Source organism: Azohydromonas australica DSM 1124, from assembly GCF_000430725.1.
In the GTDB taxonomy this organism is placed as follows: Bacteria; Pseudomonadota; Gammaproteobacteria; order Burkholderiales; family Burkholderiaceae_C; genus Azohydromonas; species Azohydromonas australica.
Map to the genome: position 1 here is coordinate 216,248 of NZ_KE387204.1, position 17,675 is coordinate 233,922.

Consider the following 17,675-nt stretch of genomic DNA (forward strand, 5'->3'; position numbering starts at 1 on the left):
TTAAAAAGAATTAACTTTTCCTGATTTCAAGCCCTCCCTAGAGTCCATCCCAAGCCGATGCAAACCGGTGTCGGACAAGCAGCCAAGGAGCAGGCGATGGGTGAGATGAACGAACTCAAGCAGATCGTGGACGCGAGCAAGCGCTACGCGGCCGGCGTGCTCAAGTACGCGCAGATGGGCTACTGGAACCCGGACTACGAGCCCAAGGACACCGACATCCTTGCGCTGTTCCGCATCACGCCGCAGGAAGGCGTGGACCCGGTGGAGGCCGCCGCGGCGGTGGCGGGCGAGTCCTCCACCGCGACGTGGACCGTGGTCTGGACCGACCGCCTCACCGCCTGCGACATGTACCGCGCCAAGGCCTACCGCGTGGAGCCGGTGCCGGGGCAGCCGGGCCAGTGGTTCTGCTACGTGGCCTACGACCTGAGCCTGTTCGAGGAAGGCTCCATCACCAACGTTGCCGCCTCCATCATCGGCAACGTCTTCAGCTTCAAGCCGCTGAAGGCCGCGCGGCTGGAAGACATGCGCTTCCCCGTGGCCTACGTGAAGACCTTCAGCGGGCCGCCCACGGGGATCATCGTGGAGCGCGAGCGCCTGGACAAGTTCGGCCGCCCGCTGCTGGGCGCCACCACCAAGCCCAAGCTGGGCCTGTCCGGCCGCAACTACGGCCGCGTGGTCTACGAGGGCCTCAAGGGCGGCCTGGACTTCATGAAGGATGACGAGAACATCAACTCGCAGCCCTTCATGCACTGGCGCGACCGCTTCCTGTTCGTGATGGACGCGGTCAACAAGGCCAGCGCCGCCACGGGCGAAGTGAAGGGTAGCTACCTCAACGTCACCGCCGGCTCGATGGAGGAGATGTACCGGCGCGCCGAGTTCGCCAAGGAGCTGGGCTCGGTGATCGTGATGGTGGACCTGGTGGTGGGCTACACCGCCATCCAGAGCCTGAGCCACTGGTGCCGGCAGCACGACATGATCCTGCACCTGCACCGCGCGGGCCACGGCACCTACACCCGGCAGAAGAGCCACGGCGTCTCGTTCCGCGTCATTGCCAAGTGGATGCGCATGACGGGCGTGGACCACATCCACGCCGGCACGGCGGTGGGCAAGCTCGAAGGTGACCCGCTGACGGTACAGGGCTATTACAACGTGTGCCGCGACGCGCACACGGTGCCCGACCTGCCGCGCGGCATCTTCTTCGAGCAGGACTGGGGCGCGCTGCGCAAGGTGATGCCCGTGGCCTCCGGCGGCATCCACGCCGGCCAGATGCACCAGCTCATCGACCTGTTTGGCGACGACGTGGTGCTGCAGTTCGGCGGCGGCACCATCGGCCACCCGCAAGGCATCCAGGCCGGCGCCACCGCCAACCGCGTCGCGCTCGAAGCCATGGTGCTGGCGCGCAACGAGGGCCGCGACATCAAGGAAGAAGGCCCCGACATCCTGCGCGCCGCCGCCAAGTGGTGCACCCCGCTGCAGGCCGCGCTCGATACCTGGGGCGAGATCAGCTTCAACTACACGCCCACCGACACCTCGGACTTCGTGCCCACCCCCTCGGTGGCCTGATCGTTGCAAAAAGGAGCCCTCACATGCGTCTGACCCAAGGCACCTTCTCGTTCCTGCCGGAGCTCACCGACGAGCAGATCCTCAAGCAGGTCGAATACGCCCTCGACAAGGGCTGGGCCGTCGGCATCGAGTACACCGACGACCCGCACCCGCGCAACACCTTCTGGGAAATGCACGGCAACCCGATGTTCGACCTGCAGGACCCGGCCGGCGTGCTCATGGAGATCAAGGACTGCCGCAAGGCCTTCCCGAACCACTACATCCGCGTCACGGCCTTCGACTCCACGCACGGGGTCGAGTCGGTGGTGCTGTCCTTCATCGTGAACCGCCCGCAGGACGAGCCCGGCTTCCGCCTGGTGCGCTCCGAGGGGCCGGGCCGGCAGATCCACTACCGCATCGAGGGCTACGCGGCACAGGCGCGGCCCGAGGGCGCGCGCTACTGACCGCGGGGGCCGCCATGGAAGCCGAAATGCTCGAATCGGCCGCCTCCGAAGCGGCCACGCCCCCGGTGCAGAGCCCGCGCCAGCTCTTCGAGAGCAGCGGGGTGAAGTCAGTGCTCGCACAACTCGACGCCGAGCTCGTGGGCCTCGCGCCGGTGAAGAGCCGCATCCACGACATCGCCGCGCTGCTGCTGGTGGACAGGCTGCGCGCGCAACAGGGTTTCGACTCGCAGCCGCCCTCGCTGCACATGTGCTTCACGGGCAACCCCGGGACCGGCAAGACCACCGTCGCCCTGCGCATGGCGGAAGTCCTGAAGCAGCTGGGCTACGTGCGCAAGGGCCACCTGGTCGCCGTGACGCGCGACGACCTGGTGGGCCAGTTCATCGGCCACACCGCGCCCAAGACGCGCGAGGTGCTCAAGAAGGCCATGGGCGGCGTGCTGTTCATCGACGAGGCCTACTACCTCTACCGGCCCGAGAACGAGCGCGACTACGGCCAGGAGGCCATCGAGATCCTGCTGCAGGTGATGGAGAACCAGCGCGAGGACATCGTGGTGATCCTGGCCGGCTACAAGGACCGCATGCAGACCTTCTTCGGCTCCAACCCGGGGATGGCCTCGCGCATCGCGCACCACATCGACTTCCCCGACTACACCGAGCCGGAGCTGCTGCGCATCTCGGAGCTGATGCTGCAGAAGCTGCACTACCGCTTCGACCCCGGCGCGGCGGCGGCTTTCGCGCGCTACATCGCGCTGCGCCGCGCGCAGCCGCACTTCGCCAACGCGCGCTCCATCCGCAACGCGCTGGACCGCATCCGGCTGCGCCACGCCACGCGGCTGTTCGACAGCGACGCGCCGCTGCAGCCCGAGCAGCTCGTCACCCTGGAAGCGGCCGACGTGCTCGCGAGCCGGGTGTTCGACAGCCCCACGCCCGACGACTCCGACGCGAGGAACCCTGCATGAGCATCCAGGCCCTGATCTTCGACGTGGACGGCACGCTGGCCGACACGGAGGAACTGCACCGCCAGGCCTTCAACGCCGCCTTCGCCGACGCCGGCCTGCGCTGGGACTGGAGCCGCGCGCGCTACCGCGAGCTGCTGCACGTGACCGGCGGCAAGGAGCGCATCGCGCACCACGTCGACACCCTGGGCCTGGACGAGCTGGACCGCCGCGCCGCGCTGGCGCGCATTCCCGCGCTGCACGCGGCCAAGACGCGGCACTACGCGGCGCTGGTGGAGCGCGGCGCGGCGCCGCTGCGCCCAGGCGTGGCGCGGCTGCTGCGCGAGGCACACGAGGCCGGGCTGCACCTGGCCATCGCCAGCACCACCAGCCCGTCCAACGTCGAGGCGCTGCTGGTGGCGGCGCTGGGCCCGCAGGGGCCGGGGCTGTTCGACGTCATGGCCTGCGGCGACTTGGTGCGGCACAAGAAGCCCGCGCCGGACGTGTTCGAGCTGGTGCTGCGCACGCTGGGCCTGGACGCGGAGGAGGCCGTCGCCTTCGAGGACTCGGCCCACGGCCTGAGCGCGGCCCGCGCGGCCGGGCTGTGGACCGTGGTCACGCCCACCTGGTGGACCGAGGACGAACGCTTCGCCGACGCGCAGCTGCTGCTGCCGCACCTGGGCGACCCCGGGCAGCCGCTGGCCGGCGAGCCCGGCGGCCGCCTGCCCGATGCGGCCTGGCTCACGCTGCAAGGCCTGGAGCAGCTGCGCCATCCCCCCGTGCACTGCGAGGTGCAGCAGCTCTACCAGGGCGCGTGATGCGCGCCGACGCCCTGGCCCTGGACCTGGACGGCACGCTGGTGGACAGCGCGCCGGACATCGCCGCGGCGCTGGCGCATGCGCTGCGTTGCGAGCACCTGGACTTCCGCTTCGACCTGCCCACCGTGCGCGGCTGGGTGGGCGACGGCCCCGATGCGCTGATCCGCCGCGCGCTGGCGGCGCGGGGCGTGACGGCCCCGCACCCCACGCTGCTGCGGCGCCTGCGCGCCCACTTCGACGACGCGACGCTGGCCGCGCCGCTGGCGCACGGCACGGTGTTCGAGGGCATCGAGGCCGTGATGGCCGAGCTCTCGCGCTCGCTGCCGCTGGTGGTGGTGACCAACAAGCCCACGCCGCTGGCGCGCGCGGTGCTCGCCGATGCGGGCCTGCTGCCGCACTGCGCGGCGGTGATGGGCGCGGACCGCCCGGAGCTGCGCAAGCCCGCGCCGACGCTGCTGCTGTCCGCGGCCGAACTGTGCGGCGTGCTGCCCTCGCGGCTGCTGATGGTCGGCGACGGCCCGGCGGACGTGCGCGCCGCCGCGGCGGCGGGCTGCCTGATGGCGCTGGCCGGCTGGGGCTACGGCGGCGTGGAGGAGCCCGGCCCCGCCGTGTGGCGGCTGCAGGTGCCGCGGCAGCTGCTGGTGCTGCTGCCGCCGCGCGCGAGCCCGGCGTCCCACTGAAAAACAAGCATCCAACAGAACAACCGACGGAGACCTCCCCATGCTGATCGAAGGCCGCAGCAACCTCACGCAGTTCCTGATCGAGGAACGCCGGCGCCACCCGCGCGCCACCGGCGAGCTCAACGCGCTGGTGACCGACGTGTCGCTGGCCTGCAAGGCCATCGCGGCGCGCGTGGCGCGCGGCGCGCTGGGGCAGGACGCCACCGCCGAGGCCACGCCGCAGTTCGCGCGCGACGCCTTCACGCGCGCCTGCGAGTGGGGCGGCAACCTGGCGGGCTACTCCGCCTGCGGCGAGGCCGAGGCCACGCCCATTCCCGAGGCCTATCCCAGGGGGAAATACCTGCTGCTGTTCCAGCCGCTGGACGGCGCGGGCAACCTGGACATCAACCATGGCGTGGGCAGCCTGTTCTCGGTGCTGCGCGCGCCGCAGCCCGGCGTGGCGCCCGGCGCCACCGACTGGATGCAGCCCGGCAGCAGCCAGGTCTGCGCCGGCTACGTTCTCTACGGCCCGGCCACCATGCTGGTGCTGAGCTTCGGCCACGGCACGCACGGCTTCACGCTGGACCCGCAGCTGGGCGAGTGGATGCTCAGCCACCCGAACCTGCAGGTGCCGCGGCGCACGCGCGAGTTCGCCATCAACGCCTCGCACAGCCGCTTCTGGGAGCCGGCCGTCAAGCGCTACGTGGACGAGTGCCTGGAAGGGCGCAACGGCACGCGCGGCACGGATTTCTCGATGCGCTGGATCGCCTCGCTGGTGGCGGACACGCACCGCGTGCTCATGCGCGGCGGCGTGTTCCTGTGCCCGCGCGACGGCACCGACCCGCAGCGCGCGGGCCGCATGCAGCTGCTGCACGAGGCCAACCCGGTGGCGATGCTCATCGAGCAGGCCGGCGGCTGCGCCAGCACCGGTCGGCACCGCGTGCTCGGCCTGGAGCCCGAGGGGCTGCGGCAGCGCGTGGGCTTCATCTTCGGCTCGGCGGAAGAGGTGGAGCGCATCGAGCGCTACCACGACGAGCAGCTGCTCGACGGCGGCTACCGCTCGCCGCTGTTCGGGCAGCGCGGGCTGTTCGCGCCGGTCTGAACAAAAGGATGTTCCGTTCGGGCTGAGCCTGTCGAGGCCCTCCTGCCGCACGACCCGCCGGCAGGCCCTCGACAGGCTCAGGGCGAACGGGGAAGTTGAAGTGATCCCTGGAGTCAACCCATGTCCGTGAAGCACCCCATCGTCGCCATCACCGGCTCCTCCGGCGCCGGCACCACCTCGGTGACACGCACCTTCGAAGCCATCTTCCGACGCGAGGGCGTGCGCGCCGCCATCGTCGAGGGCGACAGCTTCCACCGCTACGACCGCGCCGAGATGAAGAAGGCGATGGCCGAGTCCGAAACCAACGGCAAGCCGCACTTCAGCCACTTCGGCACCGACGCCAACCTGTTCTCCGAGCTGGAGAACCTGTTCCGCCACTACGCCGAGACCGGCACCGGCCAGGCGCGCAAGTACCTGCACGACGAGGCCGAGGCCGCGCCCTTCAAGCAGCCGCCGGGCACCTTCACGGCGTGGGCGCCGCTGCCGGAGTCGGAGCTGCTGTTCTACGAAGGCCTGCACGGCGGCGTGAAGACCGAGGAGCACGACGTGGCGCGCTACCCGGACCTGCTCATCGGCGTGGTGCCGGTGATCAACCTGGAGTGGATCCAGAAGATCCACCGCGACAAGGCCACGCGCGGCTACTCCACCGAGGCGGTGACGGACGTGATCCTGCGCCGCATGCACGAGTACGTGCACTACATCTGCCCGCAGTTCACGCGCACGCACATCAACTTCCAGCGCGTGCCGGTGGTGGACACCTCCGACCCCTTCATCGCCCGCACCATCCCCACGCCCGACGAGAGCCTGGTGGTGATCCGCTTCGCCAACCCCAAGGGCATCGACTTCCCGTACCTGCTGAGCATGCTGCACGACTCGTGGATGTCGCGCGCCAACACGCTGGTGGTGCCGGGCGGCAAGATGGACCTGGCCATGCAGCTGATCTTCACGCCCATGATCCTGCGGCTGATGGAGCGCAGGCGGCAGGCGATGGTGGCCTGACCGAAAGGTGCGGCGGCAACCTGCTGCCGCACGGTCTGCACCGCACCCCGGCTCTCCAGGCCCGCGAAGGCGGGCATCCACGCGCACCCATTGGTCTCCTTGTGGGTACAGGACAGCCCCCGGACGTCGGCGGGGCTGGGTGGCAGCACGCGTGGATGTCCGCCTTCGCGGGCATGGCGGACCGGTGTGCGCGGCGCATCGGCTGACGGTCGACGCAGTGCCCGGCGTCGCCGCTCGACGAACAACACGCTGATTTCACTGGAAGGAGACCCCATGCCCCACACCGCCCCGGACCTCATCCGCCGCCGCTGCGCCCATGCCGTGCGCATGCTGGCCATCGAGGCCGTGCAGGCCGCCAACTCGGGCCATCCCGGCATGCCCATGGGCATGGCCGACATCGCCGAGACCCTGTGGCGCCACCACCTCAAGCACGACCCGGCCGATCCGCAGTGGCCCGACCGCGACCGCTTCGTGCTCTCCAACGGCCACGGCTCCATGCTGCTGTACGCGCTGCTGCACCTGAGCGGATATGACCTCTCCATGCAGGAGCTGCAGAGCTTCCGCCAGCTGGGCTCGCGCACGCCGGGGCATCCGGAAGTGGACCTGACGCCCGGCGTGGAGACGACCACCGGCCCGCTGGGCCAGGGCCTGGCCAACGCGGTGGGCATGGCGCTGGCGGAGAAGCTGCTGGCCCAGGAGTTCAACCGCCCCGGCCACGAGATCGTGGACCACCGCACCTGGGTCTTCCTGGGCGACGGCTGCCTGATGGAAGGCCTCAGCCACGAGGCCTGCTCGCTGGCCGGCACCTGGGGCCTGCGCAAGCTGGTGGCGTTCTACGACGACAACGGCATCTCCATCGACGGCGACGTCCGGGGCTGGTTCGGCGACGACACGCCCGCGCGCTTCGAAGCCTACGGCTGGACGGTGCTGCGCGGCGTGGACGGCCACAGCTTCCAGGCGCTGGACGAGGCCATCGCGCAGGCGCTGCGCTCCGAGCGCCCGGTGCTGATCTGCTGCCGCACGCAGATCGGCCATGGCTCGCCCAACCGCGCCGGCACGGCCGACGTGCACGGCGCGCCGCTGGGCGCGGCGGAGATCGCGCTGGTGCGCCAGGCGCTGGACTGGGAGACGGCCGCGTTCCAGGTGCCGCAGGAGGTGCGCCAGGCCTGGGACGCGGTGGAGCGCGGCGCCGCGCTGCATCGGCAATGGCAGCAGCGCTTCGACGCCTACGCGCAGGCGTTTCCGGAGCTGGCGGCAGAGCTCCAACGCCGCCGCCGCGGTGGCGCGCTGCGCGAGCAGACAGTGGCGGCGCTGGCGCAGGCGGTGCGGGAGGCCGAGCGGCGCAGTGCCAAGGTCGCCACGCGCAAGGCCTCGCAGGAGCTGCTGGATGCGGTCGCGCCCACGGCGCCGGAGCTGCTGGGCGGCTCGGCCGACCTCACCGGATCGAACCTCACCGACTGGCGCGGAAGCCGCTCGCTGACCGGGCAGGGCAGCGGCAACCACGTGCATTACGGCGTGCGCGAGTTCGGCATGGCGGCGGTGATGAACGGCGTGGCGCTGCACGGCGGCTTCCGGCCCTTCGGCGGCACCTTCCTCGCCTTCTCCGACTACTCGCGCAACGCGCTGCGCATGGCGGCGCTGATGCGACTGCCGGTGGTGCACGTGTTCACGCACGACTCCATCGGCCTGGGCGAGGACGGCCCCACGCACCAGCCGGTGGAGCATGCGCACAGCCTGCGGCTGATCCCGAACCTGGACGTGTGGCGCCCGGCGGATGCGACCGAGACGGCGGTCGCCTGGGAGCAGGCGCTGCGGCGCGACGACGGGCCGAGCTGCCTGCTGCTGAGCCGCCAGGCGCTGCCGCACGCGGGCGACGGGCAGGAGCGCCTCGGGGACATCGCCCGCGGCGCCTACGTCCTGCGCCGTGAGCGCGACGAGCGCGTGGTGCTGATCGCTTCCGGCTCCGAAGTGTCCCTGGCGCTGGCCGCGGCGCAGCGGCTGGCGGACGAGGGCATCGCGGCGCGCGTGGTGTCGGCGCCGTGCCTGGAGGCCTTCGAGCGCCAGGACGAGGCCTACCGCCGCGACGTGATCCCGCGCGCGCTGCCGCGCCTGGCCATCGAGGCCGGGCGCAGCGGGCTGTGGTGGAAGTACGTGGGCGAGGACGGCGACGTGGTGGCGCTGGAGAGCTTCGGCGAGTCGGGTCCGGCGCCGGCGCTGTTCGAGCACTTCGGGTTCACGCCCCAGGCGGTGGCGGAGAGGGCGAGGAGGCTCCTGGCCCAGGCCGAAAACCGCTGAAAGGCGCAGGCCGAAGCCGGCCTGTTCCGCTCTCTACCTCGTCATTCCCGCGCAGGCGGGGATGACGAGGTGGTAGGGGGTGAGGGTCGGCTCACGGCACCACCCATCACGCTTCTTGTTTCCGTCTCCCCCTCAACGACCCCTTTCCAGGAGAACCCCATGCCCATGATCTCCCTGCGCCAGCTGCTCGACCATGCCGCAGAGAACGGCTACGGCGTGCCGGCCTTCAACGTCAACAACCTGGAGCAGATCCAGGCCATCATGCAGGCCGCCCAGGCCACCGACAGCCCGGTGATCCTGCAGGCGTCCGCGGGCGCGAGGAAGTACGCCGGCGAGCCCTTCCTGCGCAAGATGGTCGAGGCCGCTGCGGAGATGTACCCGCAGCTGCCCATCGTGCTGCACCAGGACCACGGCGCCAGCCCGGCGGTGTGCATCCAGGCCATCCGCTCCGGCTTCACCAGCGTGATGATGGACGGCTCGCTCATGGCCGACGCCAAGACGCCGTCCAGCTACGAATACAACGTGGACGTGACCCGCCACGTGGTGAAGATGGCCCACGCCGTGGGCGTGTCCGTCGAAGGCGAGCTCGGCTGCCTGGGCTCGCTGGAATCGGGCCAGGCGGGCGAGGAGGACGGCGTGGGCGCCGAGGGCACGCTCTCGCACGAGCAGATGCTCACCGACCCGGCGCAGGCGGCGGACTTCGTGGCCCAGACCGGCGTGGACGCGCTGGCCATCGCCATCGGCACCTCGCATGGCGCCTATAAATTCAGCCGCAAGCCCACGGGCGACATCCTGGCCATCGAGCGCATCAAGCAGATCCACGCGCGGCTGCCCGACACGCACCTGGTGATGCACGGCTCGTCCTCGGTGCCGCAGGAGTGGCTGTCGGTGATCCGCGAGCACGGCGGCGAGATCCGCGAGACCTACGGCGTGCCGGTGGAGGAGATCCGCGAGGGCATCCGCCATGGCGTGCGCAAGATCAACATCGACACCGACATCCGCCTGGCCATGACCGGCGCGATGCGCCGCGCCATGGCGCAGCAGCGCGGCGAGTTCGACCCGCGCGCCTTCCTCAAGCAGGCCACCGCCGCGGCACGCGCGCTGTGCGCGGAGCGCTTCGAGGCCTTCGGCTGCGCCGGGCAGGCCTCGCGCATCCGGCCCATGCGGCTGGCGGCGTAGGACGCCAAAAAGCCGGGGGGCTTCGCTGCCGTCGGCAGCGAAGCCCCCCGGTGCCAACGGGCCGCGGCCTCCCGTTGCCGCGGCGCCCTGAGGTCCGGCGTGGCGCCGGCCGGCTCACTTCACCCGCTTCAGCGGGCCGGCCAGGTCGGGGAAGTTGCTGGTGTTGAGCACCTGGATGCCCGCGTTGTGCTCGCCGTTGAAGGGCGTGACGGCGCCCGGGCAGCCGGCCTTCTGGGCATCGGCGGGCGAGTTGAACCACAGGCCCAGGTGGTACTGGTGCACCGGCGGCGTCAGCGGCGTGGTGGCGGCGTCCGGGAACGGGCTGTCATGCACGTGCGGCGCCGCCACCGAGTTGCCGATGGCCAGCGAGAAGGTCTCCTTGTTGAAGCGGCCGATGAACTTCTGCTTGCCCTTGCCTTGCCAGTCGGTCTTGATGTCGCCCTGGTACCAGCCCAGGCCGAAGGGGAAGTTCGGCACGCTCAGCACGAACAGGTCGAACTCGGTGTTGGGCGGCAGGCCCTGCACCTGCACCGTCATCTCCTCGGCCTCGCCGACCTTCTGGATGGAGACACGGCCCTTGGCCTTGACCACGCAGCTCGGCGAGGACGCCAATCCGGGCGAGCGAACCATGTTGAACACGAACGGCGCATCCCATTCGGCCGCGGCGGCTTCGGTTTCCTGGGCCTGTGCTGCCGAGGAAGCCGCAACGGCGGCCATCACGGAGGCCGCCAGGGCAGCACGGCGCAGGGAACGGACTTGCTTGCTGATCATGAAAACTCCTTGTGAACGGGTCAGCCCAGGCGCTTGAAGCAGGAAGGGATATGGGCGCGGCGCGCGGTGCCTGGGACGGCGCCAGCCCTTGCCGATCTCGGGAGGCGCATGGCGCGTCCCTGATCCGCTGCTTCAGTTGCCGGGGTGCCGTGGGCCGTTCAGCCCTCCGTGGGGGGAGGCGGCGGCACCCTCCAAGGGGGGAGATCCGTGCGGTGCGATGGAGTTTTCAGGCCGGGCCGGCGAGCCCGGCCGCGTCGGCTGACCGTTCACAAGGAACTCAAGGCCTGCAGCTGCCCGCCCTTGAAGCCGTAGACGGTCAGCGGCGAGAACCGCAGGTCGTGCTTCTCGGTGAAGGAGTAGTCCGCGGCCACGCCCTTGTAGTTGCCCTTGGCAAGCTGTTGGGCGACCTTGCCCGGGTCGGTGGAGCCGGCCTTCTGCATGGCATCGGCGATCAGCATGGCGCCGTCGTAGAAGTTCGCGGCGTAGGTCAGCGGGTCGCGCTGGTAGGCGGCCCTGTACTTCGCGACGAAGGTGCGGCCGGCCTCGTCCTTGCCCAGGATCACCCGCGCCTGCAGACAGAACACCCGGCCGTCGGCCACGCCGCCGCTGAGGCGGTTGGTTTCCGTGTCGCAGATGGCGTCGCCGCCCAGCAGCTTGGCCGGCATGCCCAGCGACACCATCTGGCGCAGCAGCGGGCCGGCTTGCGACGAATAGCCGCCGAAGAAGAGCGCGTCGGGCCGGGCGGCGCGGATGGCGGTCAGGATCGCCGTGAAGTCGGTCGCCTTGTCGGTGGTGAACTCCTGCTTGACGATGTTGAGGCCCAGGCGCCGGGCCTCGGCACCGAACTCGATCGCCAGCCCCTGGCCGTAGGCCGTGCGGTCGTCCACCACCGCCACGTTGTGCACCTTCAGGTCCCTGGCGGCGTAGCCCGCCATGGCCGCGCCCACCTGGATGTCGTTGCCGCCGATGCGGAACAGCCGCGGGTGGCCCAGCTCGGTGATCTTCGGATTGGAGCCCACCGTCAGCACCACCATGCCGGCCGCGTCGTAGACCCGGGCCGCGGGAATGGCGACGCCGGAGTTGTACGGGCCAATGACGAACCGGACCTTCTGGTCCGCCAGCTTCTGCGCCGCCGCCACGCCCTGGCGCGGATCGGCCGCGTCGTCCTCGGCCACGAGCTCGAAGGTCACGCTCTGGCCGCCGACCTGGATGCCCTTGGCATTGAGCTCCTTGAGGGCCAGCAGCAGGCCGTTGCGGTTGTCCACGCCGTAGGCGGATTGCGGGCCGGACAGCGGGCTGCTGAGCCCGATCTGCACCACCTGCTGGCCTTGGGCGGCCGTGGACGCGGCGGCCAGGGCAACGGGAACGACTACGGCGGCAAGGCTCCGCATGAAGAGGGTGCTCGGCTTCATGGGAAGGTTCCTTTCGTCATCGGCTGCACACACGCGCCCATGATCTCCGGGAAACCTCTGGCCGTTCACGCACGGCAAGGCACACCGGCCGCGCCACCGACGGCAGGCGCCGGTCAGGCGCCCGCGCCGATGTCAAAGGTGCTTGATGCTCACGTACTGCTTGATCAGGTCGGCCATGGAGGAAGCGATCTCCATGAACTCCAGCCCGATCAAGAAGCCCTTTTCCTTGCCGCTGAGGATGCTGTGGGCGATGCGGCCCCGGGCCAGCAGCACCTCAGCACTCTCGACGAACATCGGCGGCCGCACCCGGATGTCGCAAATGACGTCCTGCCGCAGGTTCATGGGCGTCACGACGCCGATGCCGCCCACGCTGATGTCAAAAGTGCGTACCTCGATGACCTGCCGGTCAGGCAGCCGCAGCAGGGCAGGCGCTCTGAAAGCCTTGCGCTCTGCCGAACGGCGGTCAATGCCGGCAGTCACCCATGCGGTGACCTCTCTTGCTTCCATCATGACTTTCAGTTCCTGCAGGTGCCCGGATCGTTCGTACCAAGCCGGTCCTGCTTACGCGACGAACTGCTTGCCCAGTACAGCATCGAAAGGCTAACGCCCTTCGTATTTCAAATCGTTACAACATTATTAGCGCCATGGCCTGTGCTTGCCGGACAACCTTTCAGACCGGTATGCACGGCCCCCGGACTTCGTGAAGAAATACCACCATGCCGCCACCCGGCCAGCCAAGCCATGCTGGGCCGGCCTGGATCGGCTGGCAAGGCAACTGCGTGGCGATTTCAGAAAGGATTCACGAACCGCTTTATCAGCGCCAGCGCACCCGGCGGGATTTCCATGAACTGCACGCCGACCAGGAAGCCGTTTTCCTTGCCGCTGAGAATGCTGTAGGCGACTCGCCCGCGGGCCACGAGCATCTCGACGCGGTCGCCCAGCAAAGGCGCCCGGAACTTGATCTCGCATACCGCGTCCTTGGGCAAATTCGAAGGCGCCACGATGCCGATGCCGCCCAGGCTGAGGTCCAGCGTGCGCACGCGCTGCACTTCACGGTTGGGCAGCTGCAGTTGCGCAGGGCCACGAAACACCTTGCGGTTCTCCCGGCGCCGATCAGGTCCCAGATAGACCCAGGTGGCGATGTCGCGTGTTTCCATCATGGTGCGCTTCCTCCCAAAAGCCGTCAGCACCTTCATGAATCGGCTCCCTGCACGGCGGACGCGTTCGTTTTCGACAGTCTTGCCTTGCCCCGCAAGGAGCCCATCCGCGGCGGATGAGCCGTGCCTCTTTATCGGCGCGCCACCGTGCCTTTTTCACACCTGAGGAATGCAATTGCCAATTTCGTGAACTATTGCCGGCATTGATCTTCCAAACCGGTTGCAGCCGCGGGCAAGGCGGCAGCGCATGCGGCGTGCACAAGAATCCCGGATAACCCGCTGCGATCGGCGGCCGGGCCACTTGGCAAAGAACAGGACCGGGCCGTTTCCCGCCACGAACCGAGACACGCGATGCTCAAGCTCAGACCCAACTGCGAGTGCTGCGACAAGGACCTGCCGCCGGATTCGGCCGAAGCCCGCATCTGTTCCTTCGAATGCACCTTCTGCAGCAGCTGCGCCGAGACGGTGCTGCACGGCGCCTGCCCCAATTGCGGCGGCGAGCTGGTGGCGCGTCCGCGGCGCCCGGCCAGCAAGCTGGAGAAGTACCCGGCCTCGACCGAGCGGGTGCTCAAGCCCGCGGGTTGCACGCCCGCGGACTGAGTCGCAGTCTGCCGCGGGCGCGGCAGGGCGGTCGCTCAGCGCCGGCCCATGCCGGCCGCACGCCGGCGCCCCGCTGCCAGCGCCAGCAGCCCGGCAGCGGCCAGCCACGCCGAGCCGGGTTCCGGCACGCTGATCGGCGTGTCGTCGGCCGCGACGCGCATGTTGTCCAGTGCCGCGCCGCCGCCGCTGATCAGGTCGATCACCAGGGTGACGCTGCCGTTGGTGCTGCCGTTGGCGTCCAGTCCCACCCACGCCTGCGTCCAGTCGAACACGTCTGGCGCCGAGGCCGTGCCGGTAACCTGGAACGAGTCCAGGACCGTACCGCCGCCCAACCCATTGGCGCCGCTGGGGTTGTCGTAGAGCGTGAACTCGAACACGGGCTTGGTGCCGACCGGTACGAAGGGCCCGCCGTGGGCGCTCAGGTCGATGCTGGAAACATCCACCTGGAAATTCAGGTAGCGGTATTGGCCCACATTGAAGGGCATCAATCAATATCAAATCACTTGACATTCAAAAACATTTTGTCCGCAATAAAAATAATCCGGACAGCAGAAGCAAAAATTACCGATCGCTACGCCAATCAGCGTCGCCTACGATTTCCGCTTCGCGTTCTCGTGCAGAGACAGTGACTTCCGAACAGGGCGCTGACCGTGGCGCAGCCTCGCATCTGCCTCCGGCGGCTTTTCAGGCTTGCTCCACGGCGAAAACCGAGCGATGATGCCTGGATAAATTTGATCTCGACTGAATCGGCTGAAATTGCTCAGCCGCTATTCCGTTTTTCGCATGCCGTCGCCGCATGCGCATATCGCGCAACGATAGACGTGCATTTTCTCTGGCCAGCCATCATTTGGCTAACTTGTCATCCACTGCCATGATCATCAACGTCATCAACACGGGCGGCACCATCAGCTGCGTCGGCGACCCGCTGGCTCCGATGTCCGCGCAGGAATTTGCGCAAGCCTGCCAGACCATTCTCGATCCCATCATATCGCAGCGCTTTCCAGATTTGCAGCTGGTTTATGTGACCGACCTGGTATTCCCGGAATCTCCCACCGGCACGCTGGACAGCACCAACCTGCAGCCGACCGACTGGTGCCTGATGGCGCAATACATCCTTCAGCACTATGCGGAGTGCGACGGCTGGATCGTGCTGCACGGCACGGATACCATGGGTTTCACCGGCACCGCGCTGCCTTTCCTGCTGTCGAGTTTCTCGGCGAAGGGCGTGGGCACCGCCGTCCTGAGCAAGCCGGTCATTCTCACCGGCTCGCAGGTGCCCATGTTCTACGAGGCCGCCGCCTCCGATGCGCCGCTGATCTTGAATTACAACACCGATGCTTTCCAGAATTTCTGCGGCGCCGCCGCGGCCGTGCAGACCGGCATTCCGGAAGTCTGCATCTATTTCGACGCGAAACTCCTGCGCGGCAACCGCAGCATCAAGACCGACGCCAACCACTTCGACGCCTTTTCCTCGCCCAATTTCCCGGCGCTGGGCCTCAACGGCATGGCGCTGGAGCTCAACACCGCAGTGGTGCTGCCGCCGCCGGTGAGCCCGTCCGTCAGCCTGGACGACCCCGCGGTGCGCGAGCGCGCGCTGGGGCTGGTCGAGCACGTCACGGCGAACATCAACCGCTTCCCGGTGATGCAGTTCAACGCCTTCCCGGCTTGGTACAACAGCGCCGCCCCGGGCGCGGCGCTGATCGGGTCGCTGCTGAACGCCTGTATCGCCCAGGACATCAAGGGCTTGGTCCTGGAGTCCTACGGTGCGGGCAACTTCCCCTCGGGCAATCCCAGCCAGCCCAGTGAAGGGGCGATCTACCAGGCGCTGGCCAGCGCCAATGCGCAGGGCGTGGTCATCGTCGACTGCACCCAGGTGCTGCGTGGCGTGGTCAACGACAGCGCCTATGCGGCGGGCTCCTGGCTGGCAGAGGTAGGCGCGCTGGGCGCGCTGGACATGACGCCCGTCACCGCCCTGGCCAAGCTGATGCTGCTGCTGACCCTCGCCGAGCACCCGGACAACGCCTGGACTCCAGCGCAGGTCAAGCAGTTGCTCCAGCTGAACCTGCTGGGCGAGGTGCTGCAGGTCAGCCGGCTCGACAGCCGCGTCAACCCGGTGCTGCTGCCGGGCCAGACCCTCGGGGCCCTGGACGGCAGCGCCACGCTCGTGAACGACCCCGTCCTGGGCCCGCAGCTCAGGAACAGCAGCGGCCAGCTGCTGTGGTCCGCATCGGCAGACCTGCCGTCGCAACAGATGCCGGGCCGGCTGACGGTGAACAACGACGGCACCCTGGTGTTCCAGGGCCGCAACGGCACCACGCTGTGGTCTGCGCCCTGCGGCGGCCCGGACGGCCATCCCTCGATGCTCGTGGTCGACGGCAGCGCGAAGGACGGCTCGCTGAGCCTGTCGGTGCTCGACTACGTCACCGGCACCAGCTGCGCCCTGTACGTCCAGGGCGGTGTCCTGACCGCGTAGCCCGCGGCCCAGGACGCGCCCGGCGCGCGCGGCGCTCAGCCCAGTCGCGGACGCACCTTCCCGGCCGCCTCCTTGGCCCGCGCGCGCGCCGTCTCCACGTCGTCCGCGTGCGCCAGCGCCACGCCCATGCGGCGCTTCGTGAAGCTTTCGGGCTTGCCGAACAGGCGCACGTCGGTGCCCGGCACGCGCAGCGCCTGCTCCACGCCCTCGAACACCACGCCCTGGCCTTCCACGCCGCCGTAGATCACGGCGCTGGCGCCGGGGCTCTTGAGGCTGGTGTCCACCGGCAGGCCCAGGATGGCGCGCGCGTGCAGCTCGAACTCGCTCTGCCACTGCGTGGCCATGGTCACCATGCCGGTGTCATGCGGGCGCGGGCTGACCTCGCTGAACCACACCTGGTCGCCCTTGACGAACAGCTCCACGCCGAACAGGCCCTGGCCGCCCAGGTCCTGCGTCACCGCGCGCGCGATGTGCTGCGCCTGCTCCAGCGCCGCGGCCGACATCGGGTGCGGCTGCCAGCTCTCGACGTAGTCGCCGCTGACCTGGACGTGGCCGATGGGGGCGCAGAACTGTGTCTCGATCTGGCCGTCTGCACCAACGGCGCGCACCGTCAGCAAGGTGATCTCGTAGTCGAAATCAATAAAACCTTCGACGATCACGCGGCCGTGGCTGACGCGCCCGCCCGCCATGGCGTAGTCCCAGGCCTTCTGGACGTCCTGCGGGCCGTCGAGCTTGCTCTGGCCCTTGCCCGAGCTGCTCATCACCGGCTTCACGATGCAGGGGTAACCAATGCCCTTGTCGATGGCCGCCTGCAGCTCCTCCAGCGAGTCGCAGAAGGCGTAGGGGCTGGTGGGCAGGCCCAGCGTCTCGGCCGCCAGGCGGCGGATACCCTCGCGGTCCATGGTCAACCGCGCGGCGCGCGCGGTGGGGATCACGCGCACGAGGCCCTGCGCTTCGAGCTCCTGCAGCACCGGCGTGGCGATGGCCTCGATCTCCGGCACCACCAGCGCCGGGCGCTCGGCCTCGATCAGCGCGCGCAGCGCCTGCGGGTCGCTCATGGCGATGGTGCGGGCGTGGTGCGCCACCTGCTGGCCCGGCGCGTTCTCGTAGCGGTCCACGGCGATGGTTTCCACCCCCAGGCGCTGCAGCGCGATCAGCACTTCCTTGCCCAGCTCGCCCGAGCCCAGCAGCATCACGCGCGTGGCAGTGGGGGACAGGGGTGTGCCGAGGCAAAGGGGTGCGGTCATGGCGGAGGCTCCGGTTCGGAAG

At 69.2% G+C, this 17,675-nt stretch carries 17 protein-coding genes; 11 read left to right on the forward strand and 6 right to left on the reverse strand.

All coding sequences use genetic code 11. The features are described 5' to 3' along the window. Positions 1 to 105: 105 nt before the first annotated feature. From H537_RS0122885 to fba, 9 genes are all read left to right on the forward strand, one after another. On the forward strand, positions 106 to 1,563 hold the full coding sequence (locus tag H537_RS0122885) for a form I ribulose bisphosphate carboxylase large subunit (RefSeq protein WP_028999703.1): 1,458 nt from the start codon (positions 106 to 108) through the stop codon (positions 1,561 to 1,563). Between the two features lie 23 nt (positions 1,564 to 1,586). After that, positions 1,587 to 2,006 carry a ribulose bisphosphate carboxylase small subunit gene (locus tag H537_RS0122890; protein WP_028999704.1) on the forward strand — a complete coding sequence of 140 codons (420 nt, stop codon included), beginning with the start codon at positions 1,587 to 1,589 and terminating at the stop codon, positions 2,004 to 2,006. A 14-nt stretch (positions 2,007 to 2,020) separates the two neighbouring features. Continuing rightward, a complete protein-coding gene (gene cbbX, locus H537_RS0122895; RefSeq protein WP_028999705.1) occupies positions 2,021 to 2,965 on the forward strand; it encodes a CbbX protein in 945 nt (314 codons plus the stop codon). Between the two features lie 2 nt (positions 2,966 to 2,967). Continuing rightward, positions 2,968 to 3,759, forward strand: coding sequence for an HAD-IA family hydrolase (locus H537_RS0122900; protein ID WP_375136336.1), 792 nt, complete (start codon positions 2,968 to 2,970; stop codon positions 3,757 to 3,759). Continuing rightward, on the forward strand, positions 3,759 to 4,439 hold the full coding sequence (locus tag H537_RS44925; protein ID WP_051243125.1) for an HAD-IA family hydrolase: 681 nt from the start codon (positions 3,759 to 3,761) through the stop codon (positions 4,437 to 4,439). Before H537_RS0122900 ends, H537_RS44925 begins: the two co-directional genes overlap by 1 nt. A gap of 40 nt (positions 4,440 to 4,479) precedes the next feature. Further along, positions 4,480 to 5,520 carry a class 1 fructose-bisphosphatase gene (locus tag H537_RS0122910; RefSeq protein WP_028999707.1) on the forward strand — a complete coding sequence of 347 codons (1,041 nt, stop codon included), beginning with the start codon at positions 4,480 to 4,482 and terminating at the stop codon, positions 5,518 to 5,520. A gap of 120 nt (positions 5,521 to 5,640) precedes the next feature. Continuing rightward, a complete protein-coding gene (locus tag H537_RS0122915; RefSeq protein WP_028999708.1) occupies positions 5,641 to 6,519 on the forward strand; it encodes a phosphoribulokinase in 879 nt (292 codons plus the stop codon). Positions 6,520 to 6,792: 273 nt separating this feature from the next. Beyond that, positions 6,793 to 8,814, forward strand: coding sequence for a transketolase (gene tkt, locus H537_RS0122920; RefSeq protein WP_028999709.1), 2,022 nt, complete (start codon positions 6,793 to 6,795; stop codon positions 8,812 to 8,814). 159 nt (positions 8,815 to 8,973) lie between these two features. Next, complete coding sequence (gene fba, locus H537_RS0122925) at positions 8,974 to 9,993, forward strand: class II fructose-bisphosphate aldolase (RefSeq protein ID WP_028999710.1); 1,020 nt, start codon at positions 8,974 to 8,976, stop codon at positions 9,991 to 9,993. A 114-nt stretch (positions 9,994 to 10,107) separates the two neighbouring features. Here fba and H537_RS44930 read toward each other — a convergent pair whose 3' ends face one another. The 4 genes from H537_RS44930 to H537_RS0122945 form a co-directional block, all read right to left on the reverse strand. Beyond that, the gene (locus tag H537_RS44930; RefSeq protein ID WP_211235058.1) at positions 10,108 to 10,764 is read right to left on the reverse strand and encodes a hypothetical protein; all 657 of its coding nucleotides are present in this window, start codon (positions 10,762 to 10,764) and stop codon (positions 10,108 to 10,110) included. A 266-nt stretch (positions 10,765 to 11,030) separates the two neighbouring features. Continuing rightward, positions 11,031 to 12,176 (reverse strand): branched-chain amino acid ABC transporter substrate-binding protein, encoded by a 1,146-nt coding sequence (locus tag H537_RS0122935; RefSeq protein WP_238446767.1) that lies wholly within the window; start codon positions 12,174 to 12,176, stop codon positions 11,031 to 11,033. Positions 12,177 to 12,308: 132 nt separating this feature from the next. Then, positions 12,309 to 12,686, reverse strand: coding sequence for a PilZ domain-containing protein (locus tag H537_RS0122940; protein WP_084150892.1), 378 nt, complete (start codon positions 12,684 to 12,686; stop codon positions 12,309 to 12,311). 278 nt (positions 12,687 to 12,964) lie between these two features. Then, positions 12,965 to 13,372: a PilZ domain-containing protein gene (locus H537_RS0122945; protein ID WP_084150893.1), complete on the reverse strand. Its 408-nt coding sequence runs from the start codon at positions 13,370 to 13,372 to the stop codon at positions 12,965 to 12,967. A gap of 312 nt (positions 13,373 to 13,684) precedes the next feature. Here H537_RS0122945 and H537_RS0122950 point away from each other — a divergent pair, with 312 nt between their 5' ends. Then, positions 13,685 to 13,933 (forward strand): DUF1272 domain-containing protein, encoded by a 249-nt coding sequence (locus H537_RS0122950; protein WP_028999714.1) that lies wholly within the window; start codon positions 13,685 to 13,687, stop codon positions 13,931 to 13,933. A 35-nt stretch (positions 13,934 to 13,968) separates the two neighbouring features. Here the strand turns inward: H537_RS0122950 and H537_RS0122955 are convergent, their stop codons facing one another. After that, positions 13,969 to 14,418, reverse strand: coding sequence for a PEP-CTERM sorting domain-containing protein (locus H537_RS0122955; RefSeq protein ID WP_028999715.1), 450 nt, complete (start codon positions 14,416 to 14,418; stop codon positions 13,969 to 13,971). 371 nt (positions 14,419 to 14,789) lie between these two features. Between H537_RS0122955 and H537_RS0122960 the strand changes: the two genes are divergently transcribed. Then, positions 14,790 to 16,406, forward strand: coding sequence for an asparaginase domain-containing protein (locus tag H537_RS0122960; protein ID WP_169517075.1), 1,617 nt, complete (start codon positions 14,790 to 14,792; stop codon positions 16,404 to 16,406). A 35-nt stretch (positions 16,407 to 16,441) separates the two neighbouring features. On the opposite strand, the gene purT is transcribed toward H537_RS0122960, so the two are convergent. Beyond that, positions 16,442 to 17,653 (reverse strand): formate-dependent phosphoribosylglycinamide formyltransferase, encoded by a 1,212-nt coding sequence (gene purT / locus H537_RS0122965; protein ID WP_028999717.1) that lies wholly within the window; start codon positions 17,651 to 17,653, stop codon positions 16,442 to 16,444. Between the last annotated feature and the right edge of the window lie 22 nt (positions 17,654 to 17,675).

Bases quoted from the DNA above. Each gene is read 5' to 3' on its own strand.
- H537_RS0122950 (WP_028999714.1), top strand. From the start codon at position 13,685: ATGCTCAAGCTCAGACCCAACTGCGAGTGCTGCGACAAGGACCTGCCG.
- H537_RS44930 (WP_211235058.1), bottom strand. From the start codon at position 10,764: ATGATCAGCAAGCAAGTCCGTTCCCTGCGCCGTGCTGCCCTGGCGGCC.
- H537_RS0122885 (WP_028999703.1), top strand. From the start codon at position 106: ATGAACGAACTCAAGCAGATCGTGGACGCGAGCAAGCGCTACGCGGCC.
- H537_RS0122910 (WP_028999707.1), top strand. From the start codon at position 4,480: ATGCTGATCGAAGGCCGCAGCAACCTCACGCAGTTCCTGATCGAGGAA.
- H537_RS44925 (WP_051243125.1), top strand. From the start codon at position 3,759: ATGCGCGCCGACGCCCTGGCCCTGGACCTGGACGGCACGCTGGTGGAC.
- fba (WP_028999710.1), top strand. From the start codon at position 8,974: ATGCCCATGATCTCCCTGCGCCAGCTGCTCGACCATGCCGCAGAGAAC.
- H537_RS0122915 (WP_028999708.1), top strand. From the start codon at position 5,641: ATGTCCGTGAAGCACCCCATCGTCGCCATCACCGGCTCCTCCGGCGCC.
- H537_RS0122955 (WP_028999715.1), bottom strand. From the start codon at position 14,418: ATGCCCTTCAATGTGGGCCAATACCGCTACCTGAATTTCCAGGTGGAT.
- purT (WP_028999717.1), bottom strand. From the start codon at position 17,653: ATGACCGCACCCCTTTGCCTCGGCACACCCCTGTCCCCCACTGCCACG.
- H537_RS0122935 (WP_238446767.1), bottom strand. From the start codon at position 12,176: ATGAAGCCGAGCACCCTCTTCATGCGGAGCCTTGCCGCCGTAGTCGTT.
- H537_RS0122890 (WP_028999704.1), top strand. From the start codon at position 1,587: ATGCGTCTGACCCAAGGCACCTTCTCGTTCCTGCCGGAGCTCACCGAC.
- H537_RS0122940 (WP_084150892.1), bottom strand. From the start codon at position 12,686: ATGATGGAAGCAAGAGAGGTCACCGCATGGGTGACTGCCGGCATTGAC.
- H537_RS0122945 (WP_084150893.1), bottom strand. From the start codon at position 13,372: ATGAAGGTGCTGACGGCTTTTGGGAGGAAGCGCACCATGATGGAAACA.
- tkt (WP_028999709.1), top strand. From the start codon at position 6,793: ATGCCCCACACCGCCCCGGACCTCATCCGCCGCCGCTGCGCCCATGCC.
- cbbX (WP_028999705.1), top strand. From the start codon at position 2,021: ATGGAAGCCGAAATGCTCGAATCGGCCGCCTCCGAAGCGGCCACGCCC.